Below are 14,265 nucleotides of genomic sequence, written 5' to 3'. Positions count from 1 at the left end.
CTTGTGTCCCGGTCGCTCGGAGCATCACGATCTGGCCCCAATGATGGGCCGCAACCGTGGCATGAGTTCGGCGTCTCTGTTGGCGAAATCCGCTATTTTTCGCTGGTCCTGGCGGCAGTCGCGCCCCCGGGATGGTTTTCTGAAGGCCCTCCGCTCGCGGCTCAGAAGGCCGGCCCCGCACGGGGGGCTGCTTGAAACAGCATAAAAAGCCCTTGTTCATTAGAGGTTAACATGGGCTGCGCCAAGTTATGGCTTCTACTTCTGGGGGTGCCGAGCCAACTGGAGTAATACCCATGTCAGGGAGATTTCTCTCCACACTGGTGATTGGCGCGACGCTTTTTGCGGTCGCGTCTTCTGCTTTTGCGTACTCGGGCGCCGTCAAAGGCGCGTGCCGGGCGGACTACAAGCGTTTCTGCGGGGTGCATGCGGTCGACGATCCTGGTCTGCGCAGGTGCATGGACAAGGCGGGACGCAGCCTATCGCGGAGCTGCGTAGTGGCCCTGGTCAATTCCGGAATGGTCAGCAAGTCCCGCGCAACCCAGCGCTGGAGGCACACGTTCTAGAGCCCGCACACTGACGCCGTTTCAAGATTGCCGAGACGACCGAACCCAAAGAAAATGCCCGCCTTCATAAGAGGGCGGGCATCTTCATGGCGGGTCCAACGACAGGCCGGACGCCGGCTAGCCGTCATCGTCGTCGTCATCGTCTGCGGCAGCGCCGCGCTTCATCGGCGCGATATCCAGGCTGTCGGCACCTTCAACGGTGATTGTGCCAACCATGCCGCGCTCCATCAAGCCCCGGGGCCCGAACTTGTAAGTTCCAGGCCGAACTGCGACGAAGAACAGCTCCAGCTCGCCGCCATTCTCGAACTCGAGCTCGTCGAAGGTCACGACCTTGAGCTCGATCTCAGGATCGCCGGCTTCGATCTTGCGGATCCAGATGTTGCGCGCGAATTCCGGCATGACGAGCGCGTACTCGGTCAAATCGGAGGCTTTGATCTTCCAGCGATAGCCCTGGCCGACCTTCAGCGTGTATTCTGTCGGTGTCATCTTGGTGCTGTCACCATCAACACCGAGCTGCAGCGGCTCCAGCCGCTTCAGGCCATGGACCGCCGGGTCCAGGATCATCTTGGCCTTGGCCTTCGTCTCGGCATAGGAAGCCGTGGTCAGGCCCGTGAGCCCGACGCACAGGGCGAGGGCGGCAAGGATAATTGCTCTTAGCATAGGCGTTTCTTCCCTAGTTTGAACTCGTGGAACCCAGTCGCGGGCACCGGATGTTAGGCGTTCTTGGCCTCAAGGCATAAGAGAGTATTGGCATAGTGGGTTGCCAACTTTGCTTCAAGTGTTGCCACATCTGGAACCTGCCAAGCCAAACACCGTTATGATTGTGTTCCGGCGGGGCGAGAGAAGCTGTTTTTAGCGCGTAAATGGCGTTCCAACGACCCCGATGCCATGAGCAAGACACAAACAATCGTCATGAGACATTAAGGTTTCAATGCTGTGTTTGGCGACTGTACCCGCGCCGGGGGGCACGGAGAGCGGGGAAATTTCCCAACGCTGCGGGGGATTTAGCGTGATCGATCTTTATAAAATTTTGGGCCTCAAGCGTTCCGCGCCGCGCAAGGACATACACAAGGCCTATCGGAAGAAAGCCAAGTCGGCACATCCGGACGCAGGCGGCTCGGTCGAGGCCTTCAACCAGCTTGTCGTGGCGTACTCGGTGCTGTCCGACGAGGGGCGCCGCTCCCATTACGATCAGACGGGTGAGGTCGAGGCCCCACAGCCCGACAATCTCGACGGTGGGGCTATTGAGATCATCGCGGAGAAGCTGGGGCTCGTGATCCACGCGGAGCAGGATCTGGCGGCCTTGGACGTGGGCGCTCTGATCGAACTGGCGATTCAGGACGACATTACCGCGCGGAAAGCGAGCGTTACGCACCAGCAGCGGGCCGGCGAGCGGCTTTCCAAGCTTCGCGCGCTGATCAAGCGGAAGGGCGAAGGCGAGGGCGACCTGGTGGGGCGCGTGCTCGATTGGCACGAGGTCGCCATTCAGGGCAAGATCAAGAAGAACGAAGGTATGATCCGCCATCTGGAGCGGGCCCTCGAAATCCTCGAGGACTATTCATTCGACGACGAGAGCGCCGCCGCTCCGTCGGAGGAAGTCGTCGAGGCGTTGAATGACATCCTCGTCTCACTCGACGAGTTGGCCGCCATCCTCAATTCCAGTCCGTCCCGCGCGGAGGCCATGCCGAAAGAGGCCGAGCCGACCGCTTTCGGCTAGCGGCGAGGGCGCACCCGAGGGCAAGCGCATGACGACCTGCCGTGATCCACAAACTTCATTTGTTGGTGTGCCGAGTTTGGCTTTTGACCAAGCCTCACTCGGCGGCTTGCGGCCGACCCGCGCGACTTTGGCGTTTTGCCCGACGGCCAGCGCGGCCATGCCACCACACCGAGATGTTGTCTCCCAGCATGAGCAGGCACGGCGTCAGCAGAAGCGTGAGCACCGTCGCGAAGGCCAAGCCGCCGGCAATCGAACTTGAGAGCTGCGTCCACCATTGCGTCGAGGGGGCGCCGATGGAGACATCTTGGCCGATGATATCGATACTGATGGCGAAGACCATGGGCAGCAGGCCCAGAACGGTCGTGATGGAGGTTAGGAGAACGGGACGTACACGCTGAGCAGCGGTCCGCAAGACGGCTTCTTCCGCGGGCATGCCCCGCGAACGCAAGTCATTATATGTGTCGATCAGAACGATGTTGTTGTTCACGACGATGCCCGCCAGCGCGATGATGCCGATGCCGCACATCACAATTCCGAAAGGCTGATTGGTGGCGAGCAAGCCGATCATGACACCGGCGGTGGAGAATACGATCGCGCTCAATACAAGGGCTGTTTGATAGAAGCTGTTGAACTGCGTCACCAGGATCGCGACCATCGAAAAAATGGCGATGAAGAAAGCCATGATGAGAAAGTTCGAGGCTTCGCGCTGGTCGGCGTCCTGACCCTTGAACCGCACGTTCACGGAAGGGTCGATGTCCATGTTTGACACTGCAGCTTTGAGCTTGCGCACCTGTTCGTCAACCAACAACCCGTCGGTGACGTCGGCCTTGATTTCGAGCACGCGGCGTCCGTCCGTACGTTTCAGTTGGCTTGTCTTTTGTGAAGGCTCAAACCGCACGAAGTTACCGATAGGGACTTGGCCCTTGGGTGTCGCCACGCGCAGTCGGTTCAGCTGTTCCAGATTGCGTTTCTCGAGTGGCATACGAAGGCGGATTTCGACTTCCTCATCGGCATCGTCCGGCCGGTACTCGGCTACAAAGAGTCCGTTGGTGAGCATACTAACGACTTGGCCGACGACGGATACGTCCGCGCCATGGCGGGCAGCTCTTTCCCGGTCAACCCTGACGCGCCACTCAATTCCCGGCAGTGGCCGGCTATCGACCGCGTCGACGAAGCCACCAATTTGGTCCATCTGTGACCGGATTCTCTCTACGACCCCAGACATTTCCTTCGGATCGCGAGAAGTCACGAGAATTTCCAGGGGCTTGCCGGCCGAGGGGCCGGCCTCCTGTTTCCGCACCTCCAAGATGACACCTGGAATGTTGGCCGTACGCGCACGGACTTCTTTGAGCACTTCCGACGCAGGAGGTCGGGTCCGCCAATTTTTCAATTCAAACTGCACAATACCAATCACGTCTTCGGCCATTTCGCGTTGCGATGGCCCCGCGCCCGAACCGACCGTTCTGGCATAGACCGCATCGAAATACGGCACGCCCAGAAGCCGTGCCTCCACGGTGCGGACAATGGCGTCCATTTCCGTAACCGACAGATCGCCGCGCGCGCGGACCTGGACCTGACCAATGTCCTGGTCGACATCAGGGAAGAACTCTACGCCGCGCCCAAACGCGCCAAAAGCAATGTAGGTTCCGATCAGAAGCGTCACGGCGACGCCAAGAACCTTGGCTGGATGCGCAAGAAGTCCTTTCAAAGTCTTTAGATATATACCCGCCGCTCCGCCGATCTTCTCAAGGTCGCCATCTTCTGCGGCGTGAACGGCCTTGAGCAACTGACTGTTATTCTTGTCAGCGTAACCGATGATCCCGCCGAGTACCGGAATAAAAATGAGTGCCATTGCTAAAGATGCCGCCAGCGTCGCGAGAACGGTGACCGGCAAGAACTTCATGAACTCGCCAACAATGCCGGGCCAGAAGATCAACGGCAGGAACACGGCCAGCGTCGTCGCCGTCGAAGCGATAATTGGCCATGCCATGCGCTTGGCCGCTTCCGCATAGGCCTGCTTGCGATCCTTGCCTTCCAGCATCTTTCGATCGGCGAGTTCGGTGGTCACGATGGCGCCGTCTACCAGCATGCCGACAACAAGGATGAGGCTGAACAACACAACGATGTTCAGTGTGAGCCCGATCCAAGAGATGAAGAGGATCCCGGCGAGAAAGGATCCTGGAATAGCCAACCCCACTAGAATGGCCGGCCGCACTCCGATCGCGGCAACGATCACGATCATCACGAGCGCGATCGCGGCGAACACGTTGTTTTGGAGATCGGCAAGCATATTGCGGATCTGCTTGGACTTGTCCTGCATGTAGCTGACTTCGATGCCAGGCGGCCAAGCAATCTTCTCCTCAGCGACGACGGCGCGCACGTCTTGTATGGTCTCTACGATATTCGCGCCGAGACGCTTTTTGACCTCTAGAGCCAAAGCCGGATTACCCCCAACGCGTGCAAACCCTTGCGGATCCTTGAACGTGCGGCGGATCGAGGCAACGTCGCTGAACTTGACTACCGTGTTGTCGACAACCTTGACCGGCAGGTTGAATATGTCTTGGACTTCTTCAAGGACGCCGGGAACCTTTAGCACCAAGCGCCCTGCGACCGATTCCAGTGCGCCTGCCGCCACCAACCGATTGTTGCGGGCGACGGTGTTTGAGATATCGGCGAAGGAGATGTTGTAGGTCTCGAGCACCATCGGATCGACAACGATCTCAAGTAGTTCCTCGCGGTCACCGCCGATGTCGACATCAAGCACACCTGCCAGACCCTCGATCTTGTCCCGCAGGTCACGTGCGATTCGCACCAGCGTGCGTTCCGGCACATTGCCGGACAATCCGATCGTGATCACAGGGAAGAGGGCTATATTGACCTCGTTGACACGAGGTTCGTCTGTCTCGAGCGGCAACTCGGCCCGGGCAATATCGACTTTTTCACGAACGTCCTCGAGAGCCTTGTTGGAATCGAAGCCAGCATCGAACTCGAGCGTGATGGAACCATACCCTTCCGCGGCTACTGAGCGCATCTCCTTGATGCCCTCAATTGACTGGAGCTCCTTCTCCATGGGGCGTACGAGGAGACGCTCTGAGTCCTCGGGCGAGATCCCCTCATATGTCATCGAGACATAGATGATAGGAATTTGAATGTCTGGTTCGGCTTCTTTCGGGATGGTCGTGTAGGCGATCGCGCCCAAGACAACAATCATGACGAAAGCGAGCACGATTGTCCGCGTGCGCTCAAACGCAGCGTCTATGATCGCGTTCATTGGGCTGCCGTTGGCTCGCCGACACCGCCTGTCGTCAGGCGTGCCGCTGCTTCCTTAGAGCCAGCCATACCAGCACCGCCTTGCTCCTCGGCGACCTGAACTTGCTCGCCAATCTGAACGTAGCCGTGACCCAGTGTAATGATGCGCGCCTTCGGCGGAAGGCCGATGACCCAAGCGCCGTCGGCGTCTGACATGACGATCACGGCCTCATGGAAAACGACTCGATTATCTTGACTGACCGTCTTCACCCCGAGCTTGCCGGCGTCGTTGAGCGATAGATCGGCTGGCGATACAAAATGAGCCATCACCGATCCTGTAGGGATCTTTGCCTCGGCGCTGATGCCAGATGGAATTCTACCGTCCGAATTTGGAAGTTCGATCTCCACCCGGAAAGTCCGTGTTTTTTCATCAGCGCGGGCGGCGATGTAACGAATTTTCCCTTCACGCTCCTGACCAGTTGCAAAGGTTACGGACGCAGTCTGACCAACCTTAAGATCGGTGATTTTCTGCTGGGTAATTTGAACGCTGGCAACGAGAGGGTGATTGTCGACGATCGTCGCCACCTCGCCATTCGTGTCGACATAAGCGCCAAGTTCCACCGGGACCGACAGGACATCGCCCTCGAACGGCGCCTTGATCTCGAGGCGCTCGATTTCGATCTGGGCCTCTTCGAGCTCGGCCTTAGCCGTCTGCAGCGATGAGTAGATTTGATCGGCTTGTCTCTGGGTCTGGTAGCCCTTTTTACCGAGAGCCTGGGCGGCCTCGTAGGCGCTCTCCTGCTCACGGACGCGCGCCTTTGCGCGCGCGATCCGCGCCTGGCGGTCGTTCTGCTCCAAACGGACGATGACATCGCCGGTGGCCACGGTGCTGCCTTCGTCGGCCAGAATTTCGGCCACCTGTCCCATGGTCTCGGCGCGCACGGTTACGGTCCGGTTCGGCTCTGCTTGCCCTTGAGCGACGACGACCTGCGACACGGGCTTGGCCTCTTGCGTTCGAACCGAAACCGTCATTGCGGGGACGGGCTTGGTGTCTTCGGGCGCGTTCGCGACCTCTTTGACGTCGGTTCGCAAGAAATAGCCGCCCAGCACCCATGCGGTGAGTGCGAGCGCGAGAACAGCAGCGATGATGTATGACTTCTTCAAGGCTGAGCGCCCCACTCGTTAATTTCCGCGATCTGTTGTGTCAGAATTACGCGGATGGCCTTACGCCGTCCCTCTTATCTCGTCCCGGCCCATGGCGCTCGGCGTCCCACGCATCGATGACATTCAAGAAGTTCTCAATGAGCGCCTCGTAAAAGGCATCGAGCTCCTGGAGCCGCTCTTGGGTACCTGGCATCCCCTCCGGAAGAGCGTCCTGAGTGCTCTCAACCACGTCGCGCGCGCGGCGCATCCGCCGGACCACCCCGCGCAACATCCGCGCATAGGGCTGCTGGCCCAGCCTGAAATAGTCTTGCCGATCCCCTGGCTTCGCGGTTCGCACGATGACACCCAGATCCTCCAACAACCGCGTGTTGGTGCTGATGCTCGCGCGACTAACGCTCAGTCGCTCAGCCAGCTGTGTCAGACTGAACGGGCCCTCATGCATGATCATGAGGCCCATAATGTGGCCGGCGATACGGGGGAGACCCTCCGACTGGATGATCAGGCCCATTTGCTCGACGAATTCCGAGATCGCTTTGTCTGCCTTGTTTGCCATCCCGAACAATTATTCCGTTCTGTTCGTTCAGTCAAGACTGAACAAACTATATGGAGGACCCGGCGGCCGGGGGCAACAGGGAAGGGGGATCGCGAGGTCACACTGTGGCCAAGCTACCGCAAGGCGTTCCACGGGACAGCACAATTGGCTTCCTGGCTAGTTTACTCGCCTCTCGCTTCCCTCTAGAAAGCCTGGACTAATTTTTGGGCCGGGGACCGATGATCAAAAAGCTACTCATCGCTAATCGTGGAGAAATTGCCTGCCGGATCATACGGACGGCGAAGCGGCTCGGGATCGAGACCGTGGCCGTTTATTCGGAGGCCGACCGCGATGCGCTGCATGTCTATATGGCCGACGAGGCCGTCGCGATCGGGCCCGCGGCTGCCGCGCAGTCCTATCTTGTCATGGACAAGATCATCTCGGCCGCCAAGGAGACCGGCGCCGATGCGATCCACCCGGGCTATGGCTTCCTGTCGGAGAACGCCGCTTTCGCCAAAGCGCTGAAGAAGGCGGGCATCATCTTTGTCGGTCCGAACCCTAAGGCCATTGAGGCCATGGGCGACAAAATCGAATCAAAGAAGCTTGCAGCGGATGCCAACGTCTCGACCGTACCTGGCCATCTCGGTGTGATCAAAACGCCGCAAGAGGCGGTCAGGATCGCCGGCGACATTGGCTACCCCGTCATGATCAAGGCCTCGGCCGGCGGTGGCGGCAAGGGCATGCGTATCGCCTATAGCAGCGACGAAGTCGCCGAAGGCTTTGCCTCGTCCCAGTCCGAGGCCAAGTCGAGCTTTGGCGACGATCGCGTCTTCATCGAGAAGTTCATCGAAGAGCCCCGCCATATCGAGATTCAGGTGCTGGGCGACAAGCACGGCAACGTCATCCATCTGGGCGAGCGCGAGTGCTCGATCCAGCGCCGCAATCAGAAGGTCCTCGAAGAAGCGCCGAGTCCGTTCCTGGACGCCAAGACGCGCGAGGCCATGGGCGCGGAGGCTGTCGCGCTGTCAAAGGCCGTGGATTACGACTCCGCCGGTACGGTCGAGTTCATCGTCGACAAGGACAAGAATTTCTACTTCCTGGAGATGAATACGCGGCTTCAGGTGGAACATCCCGTCACGGAGCTTGTGACCGGGCTCGACCTCGTCGAGCAGATGCTCAATGTCGCTAGCGGCAAGGCGCTGTCCATCAAACAGAAGGACGTGACGCTAACGGGCTCGGCGATCGAATCACGCATCTATGCCGAAGACCCGGTGCGGAACTTCCTGCCGTCCACCGGGCGCCTGGTCCGTTTCCGGCCGCCGAAGCTAAGCACGGAGAACGGCATTACTACGCGGCTCGATACGGGCGTGGAAGAGGGCGGCGAGATTTCGGTCTATTACGATCCAATGATCGCGAAACTTGTCACCTATGCGCCGACGCGCATCGAGGCGATCGACGAGATGGGGCGGGCGCTGGACGCCTTCACTATTGACGGCTTCCGGCACAACATTTCTTTCCTTGCGGTACTGATGCGCAACGAGCGCTGGCGCGCCGGCGATATCTCGACCAAGTTCATCGCCGAGGAGTTTCCGGACGGGTTCTCCCCGCCCGTGCCCGAGGGGCGCGTTCGCGATGTGCTAGCGACCGTCGCCGCAACTATCGATCACCTTTCGAACAACCGCCGCCGCATGATTACCCAGCAGATGTATGGGGAGCCGGTCTGTTTTTCCGAGTTCCGACTGGTTGAGCTCGGCGGTGGGGATTTCGTCCGGGTCCAGGTGGAAGGTCGCGACTTTCCCATGACCGCGACGCTTGGCGGCGAGGGGACGAACGAGCCGGAGCGGACGGTCACGTTGGACTCGGACTGGTGGTTCGGAGAGCCGGTTTTCAAAGGCACCGTCGATGGCGAACCGGTTGCTGTGCAAGTCCGCTCGATTCTGAACGGCGTGCATCTGACCTATCACGGCGTCGAAGTGCCCGTCCGTGTCTTCACCGAGCGGGAGGCGAATTATCTCGCCGTGATGCCGGTGAAGGAAAAACCGGATATGTCCAAATTCCTGCTCTGCCCGATGCCGGGGCTCATCGTGTCGCTCGCGGTGGAGGAAGGGCAGGACGTGTCGGCCGGCGAAACGCTCTGTGTCATCGAGGCGATGAAGATGGAGAATGTGTTGAAGTCCGAGGTGGATGGCACAGTCGCCAAGATTCACGCTGAGCCCGGCGACAGCCTCAATGTGGATGCCGTCATCCTCGAGTTCGATTAAGAGCGCGGGGCGTGACGCCGCCTGGCTACAAGACTGTCACCGTTCGGATCGAAGGTCGCGTGCAGGGCGTCTATTACCGCGCGTGGACGGATCAGACCGCGAGGCGCCTCGATCTCGATGGCTGGGTCCGCAATCGCCGCGACGGGAGTGTCGAGGCGGTGTTTTCGGGGCTCGCGCCGCAGGTGGACGAAATGCTCCGCCGCTGTGCCGAGGGCCCGCCGGACGCACGCGTTACCAATGTGGTTGTGACGGGCGAAGGCGGTGCGCCGTCGGCCGCCTTCCATGTCTTACCGACGACACATTAGCTCTGCCGAGACATTAGCTTCCTGACGTGTCGAAGACCTGCGCAAAGTTGGATCGCAGGGCCGTATCGACACGGGCCATGTCGGTCTCGGCGCCGAGCGCTTCCAGGCTCGTCACAGGCGTACCGTGAAGGCCGCAAGGCACGATCCCAGCGAAATGGTCGAGGTCCGGGCTGACGTTCAGGCTGACGCCATGAAAGGTGACCCAGCGTCGGACGCGGACGCCGATGGAGGCAATTTTGGCCTCGCCGACAAAGATGCCGACCGTATCCTCCTGCCGCTCTCCGGCAACGCCCAGCGCCGCCAAGGTGGCGATCAGCCAAGCCTCCAGCGCCGCCACGAAGGCACGAACGTCGCGCCCGCGCCGATTGAGGTCCAGCATGACATAGGCCACGCGCTGACCGGGCCCATGATATGTGTAGCGCCCGCCGCGCCCGGCCTTGTGGACGGGGAATCGGTCCGAGTCCACAAGCTCTGCCGGGTCCGCGCTCGTCCCCGCCGAGTAGAGAGGGGGATGCTCGAGCAGCCAGATGCATTCGCCGGCGCGCCCCTCGGCGATGTCGCGCGTGCGTGCGTCCATGAAGCTCAGCGCCGCCTCGTAAGGGACGGGCGCTTGAGCAACAGTCCACTCCAAATGCTTAGGGACTAGCGACTCTGTATAAGGCGCGGGAGAGGGGTTGGTCGAGGGTCTCATCTTCCTGCCATCTTAAGCCAAACAGCGGTGCGGCAAACCTTGCGCCAAAGGGGCAGGTTTGCTAATTCAGCGCACCGAAACGAAATGCTTTGCCCTGGATGGCTTTTTTGGCATGGCTGGGCGGCTTTCGGAACATCTTGCGGTCGTGGCGGAATTGGTAGACGCGCAGCGTTGAGGTCGCTGTGGGGTAACTCCCGTGGAAGTTCGAGTCTTCTCGACCGCACCAATGCCTTTTTGATGCATTGTTGATATTGCTGTTTTTCTGTTTTCTCCCGCACCTCATGCCGTGCCGGCCAGCGTTTGCTGAAGCGCTCGCGCCTCTTTCCTTGCCGTCGTGTGCGCCCGTCCCGGTCGACGCCGCGGGCAGCCCCGGGGGGAGCACTTCGGCAGAACGCGTACCATTAGTGCTGTCCAACGTCCGCCGCGATGATCTGCTCCGCCACGCGCTCCATAGTGTCGGCAAAGATATAGGGTCGTCGGTAGAGAAGGTTATAGGGGGCACCGGAACGGTCAAGGTAGGCCGCCTGCATGCCGGCTGCGATCGCGCCATGGGTATCCCAATCATGCGCGGCGACGAGGCGTAACGCACCGATCGGCCGGTCGAGACGCGCGGCGGCAAAGTCATAGACTTTGCGGTCGGGCTTGAAGCTACCGGCTTCCTCGACCGAGATCACGATGTCGAAATGGGGCCCGAGCCCGGAGTTGGCGATCTGCCTGGTCACCAGGTCGATCGATGAGTTCGAGAATGCCACGGTCCGATATCCACTCGATCGCAAATGGGCGAGGGCCGGCTGAACGTCCGCATGCGGTTCGAGGCTCGCGAAACCCCCAAGGATGCCGATTCGGTCCTTCTCCGAGATCGTGCGTCCGTGGAGCGTGGCGAGCCTGTCCAGCATCAGGCCGGCCAGGTTGGAAAATCCTGTTCTCACGCCGGTCAGCGCGCAGACGGTGGAGCTATGCAGCAACATAGCAAACCACGTGGACACCACGGCCGGGTCTCCGAATGCCGCCGCGAATTTCGGCCTGAGGGATGTGAGGTCGAGAACCGTTTCGTTGATGTCGAACAGCACGGTATCGCGTGGCACTGGGCGCCTCCAATTCGCTTCAGGCGGCGCTAACCGCGTTCGGGCTTGGAATCTGGGAGCAACTTTCCCATACCTAAGCCCCATTGTCCGAGGCATTCGGCGGCGTCCCGGCTCGTCGCCTCAAGCATGCGTACCCGGGAGCGTTCGACGACATGGATGGAGCCGACCGTAATGACGGGCGTGCTTGGAACAAACACGGTCAGGTAGGGGCCATCGGATTCTTCCATGACGAACCCCAACACGGATGTGCCCGGTGCGAACAGGCTAATCAGTGCCGCCGGATAGGCTTTCTGGTTTCCTGCAACCCCACGCATCAGGTTTGCGACGATCTCGTAGCCGGGAACGACGGCACCAAACGTCGCTTGAACCCTTTCGAACGCCGTTGCGCCAAGCCGTGAATTGACGAGCGCGCCAACGAGGAAGCAGATCAAAACCAGACCCAGCAACATCATCAAGAGAATGACGCCCGTTCCATAAAGCACGCTCTCGCCGAGGACCGGCGCAACCGCGACCGCGGCCTTCTTGATGACGCCGTGAAGTTTGTAGAAAACGTAGGCGAGGATCAGGAGGGGCAGAAGCGCGATCGCCCCGTAGATGAGATTAACTCGGATTCGGCTTTTCGCAGTTGTCACAGCTCGCTCCTCCCGCCGGCGATTGTGGGACGGTCTTCTGCGAAGTCCGCATAGTCCGGCAATTGCCAAGCTTAGCAGGCGGTGGCGGGGCACGGGCGCCTTGTGCAGCGCTCGCGTTGGGAATGACCGTCCGGATCTGGATCAACGTACCCCGAAATGATGGTGTAGACTGGAGCTTACTACGCGGATTTAGTCGGGGGCACTGGTATGCGAGGTCTGGTTAATGCTGGCGAGTCTGTTTGGGTGTTCGGTTACGGCTCGTTAATCTGGCGCCAGGACTTCCCGTATCAACAGGCCCGCCGCGCCCATATCCGTGGCTGGGAACGACGGTTCTGGCAAGGCTCGCATGATCACCGGGGTGTGCAGACCGACCCTGGAAGGGTCGTTACCCTTGTCGAAGCAGAGGGCGAATGTTGCTTCGGACGCGCATTCCTGATTAAGGCTTCCGTGTTCGAGCATCTCGATCAACGCGAGATCAATGGGTATCGTCGCGAGGATGTCGAGATCCACTTCGACGACGGTCACATCGCGGGCGTCACGTATTTTGCTCCGAGAGGGAATTTTGCCTTTCTCGGCAACGCGCCAATCGAAGAGATGGTAGCGCAGATCAATCGCTGCGCAGGACGAAGCGGCCACAACGCTGACTACGTTTTGGAGTTGGCATGCGCGCTACGATCTCTCGACGTTTCAGATCCGCACGTATTCGAGCTTGAGGCGCGGGTTATTGAGGAGAGACAGAGACTTGTGAGTTATCCGGAGGACTAGGAGGCAAGGCTTTGGTCAGCGCTACTGCCTCGGGGGGGGCCGGCGGAATTTCTCATCCGCGGGGCGGGCGTCGGCGCTCGCTGAACCACGTGCGGTAGTCGGAAGCCATCTTGCGGCGCTGGGTGCTCGGGGCGCGCCGCTTGCAGGTCGATGCTTCTTCGCTGCCCTCCAGTGCGCCCCACCGCATCTCGGCACAATCGTTGATGTTGTACGCCATCTCGAGATCCGTGATCCGCACGAGCAAATCATCGAGGGACAAGGTCCATGAGGAGCCGTCGCTGCGCTTGTAGGAGAATTTGCGCGCGCTGAGCTCGGACAGAAGCGTCTCCTCCAATTCTTTGCGAACTTCCTCGGGCGATTTACCCGCCGGCATCGCGTAACGTTCCGGGCGACGCGCGACGCGGTCAGGGAAGTTGCGCACTACGTCCATGGCGATGAGCAAACGCAAGTCGCGGGAGGGCGTGGCGAAGTTCTCCCATGGGCCTGATGTTTCGAAGATCGATGCGCCTTTCGGCAGCGCCACGGTTCCGCGATTGCTGGCAAGGAATTTGCGCCCGTTCTCGACGGAGTTCACGCGCGCGTTCACCTGTTCTTCAAGTGCGGTGACGGCCGCCGTCATCGCCTTAAAGGGGTCGAGCGGCTCCGGGGACATCACATCGTCCATGCGGTCGTAGAATGCTTCGACGCCGATCGTCGATTGCTGAAGTGAGAAATCGCCGTAATCCGGATGTTCGGCGATCTGCGCATTTGTCAGCCGGCGCAAAGTGCCGTTGGCTTTTCGCTCGATAGGTCGAATGCGCTTGAATCCGGGACCGCCGAGCGCAGGGTCTTGGGCAAAAAGGAAGTTGCCGCGCCAGAACCGTTTGCGGGCGACCGTGCCGTCCGGTTGGCCGTCAACAGCAAGGAACACACCGGCGCCTTCGTCGGTCTGCGGGACGCGCTTCACCAGCATAAGGATGTGCCCATATGGATCAGCGTAGATCGTTCCGGGACGCAACGCCTCGCGCGTCAACGGCACGGGATAGAAATCGGTGTCGTCGTCGTCGTTTGCCGTGCGCCCATTGCCCGAGTGCACGCCGTCCGCAATCGTCCGCCTCAAATAGTGCTGGAAGCCCGGAACGAGGCCTTTCGGCCTGGCGGGCGTCCGGTACCGGGCCGGCGAGGCGGACGCATTTCTGAATAGGCTGTTGGCTCTGGATTTGCGGCGCGCCGTCTTGGTCATGGGCGCCGGCTCTTCTTTCACGACGTTCCACCACTTTGTGCACCTCGGTGGCTTGCCGCCGCCGCCGCGCGTGCAATTC

The 14,265-nt window shown here is 60.3% G+C and carries 11 protein-coding genes, 1 tRNA gene and 1 pseudogene; 5 read left to right on the top strand and 8 right to left on the bottom strand.

The genetic code is table 11. From position 1 onward, the window contains the following. Positions 1 to 680 precede the first annotated feature (680 nt). A complete protein-coding gene (locus WBQ77_RS00595) occupies positions 681 to 1,223 on the bottom strand; it encodes a hypothetical protein (RefSeq protein ID WP_424043407.1) in 543 nt (180 codons plus the stop codon). A 349-nt stretch (positions 1,224 to 1,572) separates the two neighbouring features. Between WBQ77_RS00595 and WBQ77_RS00590 the strand changes: the two genes are divergently transcribed. Continuing rightward, complete coding sequence (locus tag WBQ77_RS00590) at positions 1,573 to 2,280, top strand: J domain-containing protein (RefSeq protein ID WP_424043409.1); 708 nt, start codon at positions 1,573 to 1,575, stop codon at positions 2,278 to 2,280. A 94-nt stretch (positions 2,281 to 2,374) separates the two neighbouring features. Here WBQ77_RS00590 and WBQ77_RS00585 read toward each other — a convergent pair whose 3' ends face one another. From WBQ77_RS00585 to WBQ77_RS00575, 3 genes are read right to left on the bottom strand one after another with little or no spacing between them, the layout of a single operon-like run. Beyond that, a complete protein-coding gene (locus WBQ77_RS00585; RefSeq protein WP_424058437.1) occupies positions 2,375 to 5,551 on the bottom strand; it encodes an efflux RND transporter permease subunit in 3,177 nt (1,058 codons plus the stop codon). Then, positions 5,548 to 6,693: an efflux RND transporter periplasmic adaptor subunit gene (locus tag WBQ77_RS00580; protein ID WP_424043413.1), complete on the bottom strand. Its 1,146-nt coding sequence runs from the start codon at positions 6,691 to 6,693 to the stop codon at positions 5,548 to 5,550. The genes WBQ77_RS00585 and WBQ77_RS00580 overlap by 4 nt, the downstream gene beginning before the upstream one ends. Before the next feature lie 46 nt (positions 6,694 to 6,739). After that, positions 6,740 to 7,246, bottom strand: a complete 507-nt coding sequence (locus tag WBQ77_RS00575) for a GbsR/MarR family transcriptional regulator (RefSeq protein ID WP_424043414.1) — start codon at positions 7,244 to 7,246, stop codon at positions 6,740 to 6,742. Between the two features lie 218 nt (positions 7,247 to 7,464). On the opposite strand from WBQ77_RS00575, the gene WBQ77_RS00570 reads away from it, so the two are divergent. Both WBQ77_RS00570 and WBQ77_RS00565 read left to right on the top strand, forming a co-directional pair. Then, positions 7,465 to 9,486, top strand: a complete 2,022-nt coding sequence (locus WBQ77_RS00570) for an acetyl-CoA carboxylase biotin carboxylase subunit (RefSeq protein WP_424058435.1) — start codon at positions 7,465 to 7,467, stop codon at positions 9,484 to 9,486. An 11-nt stretch (positions 9,487 to 9,497) separates the two neighbouring features. After that, entirely contained in the window at positions 9,498 to 9,791 is a 294-nt protein-coding gene (locus WBQ77_RS00565) for an acylphosphatase (protein WP_424042497.1), read from the top strand. A 13-nt stretch (positions 9,792 to 9,804) separates the two neighbouring features. On the opposite strand, the gene lipB is transcribed toward WBQ77_RS00565, so the two are convergent. Continuing rightward, positions 9,805 to 10,482: a lipoyl(octanoyl) transferase LipB gene (lipB, locus tag WBQ77_RS00560; protein ID WP_424042496.1), complete on the bottom strand. Its 678-nt coding sequence runs from the start codon at positions 10,480 to 10,482 to the stop codon at positions 9,805 to 9,807. Between the two features lie 139 nt (positions 10,483 to 10,621). On the opposite strand from lipB, the gene WBQ77_RS00555 reads away from it, so the two are divergent. After that, positions 10,622 to 10,708 (top strand) — tRNA-Leu (locus WBQ77_RS00555). A 175-nt stretch (positions 10,709 to 10,883) separates the two neighbouring features. Here WBQ77_RS00555 and WBQ77_RS00550 read toward each other — a convergent pair. Together WBQ77_RS00550 and WBQ77_RS00545 are read right to left on the bottom strand one after the other, a co-directional pair. Then, entirely contained in the window at positions 10,884 to 11,567 is a 684-nt protein-coding gene (locus tag WBQ77_RS00550) for a haloacid dehalogenase type II (protein ID WP_424058433.1), read from the bottom strand. A 29-nt stretch (positions 11,568 to 11,596) separates the two neighbouring features. Beyond that, entirely contained in the window at positions 11,597 to 12,199 is a 603-nt protein-coding gene (locus WBQ77_RS00545) for a DUF502 domain-containing protein (protein ID WP_424058431.1), read from the bottom strand. Positions 12,200 to 12,406: 207 nt separating this feature from the next. Here WBQ77_RS00545 and WBQ77_RS00540 point away from each other — a divergent pair, with 207 nt between their 5' ends. Next, a complete protein-coding gene (locus WBQ77_RS00540) occupies positions 12,407 to 12,964 on the top strand; it encodes a gamma-glutamylcyclotransferase (RefSeq protein WP_424042667.1) in 558 nt (185 codons plus the stop codon). A gap of 52 nt (positions 12,965 to 13,016) precedes the next feature. Here the strand turns inward: WBQ77_RS00540 and WBQ77_RS00535 are convergent. Beyond that, a pseudogene (locus tag WBQ77_RS00535) lies at positions 13,017 to 14,265 on the bottom strand (hypothetical protein); the annotation flags it as partial.

Origin of the sequence: Methyloceanibacter sp., from assembly GCF_049590335.1 — a bacterium.
Lineage (GTDB): Bacteria > Pseudomonadota > Alphaproteobacteria > Rhizobiales > Methyloligellaceae > Methyloceanibacter.
Note: the sequence above shows the minus strand (reverse complement) of the source record. Positions and strands in the feature narration are given on the sequence as shown.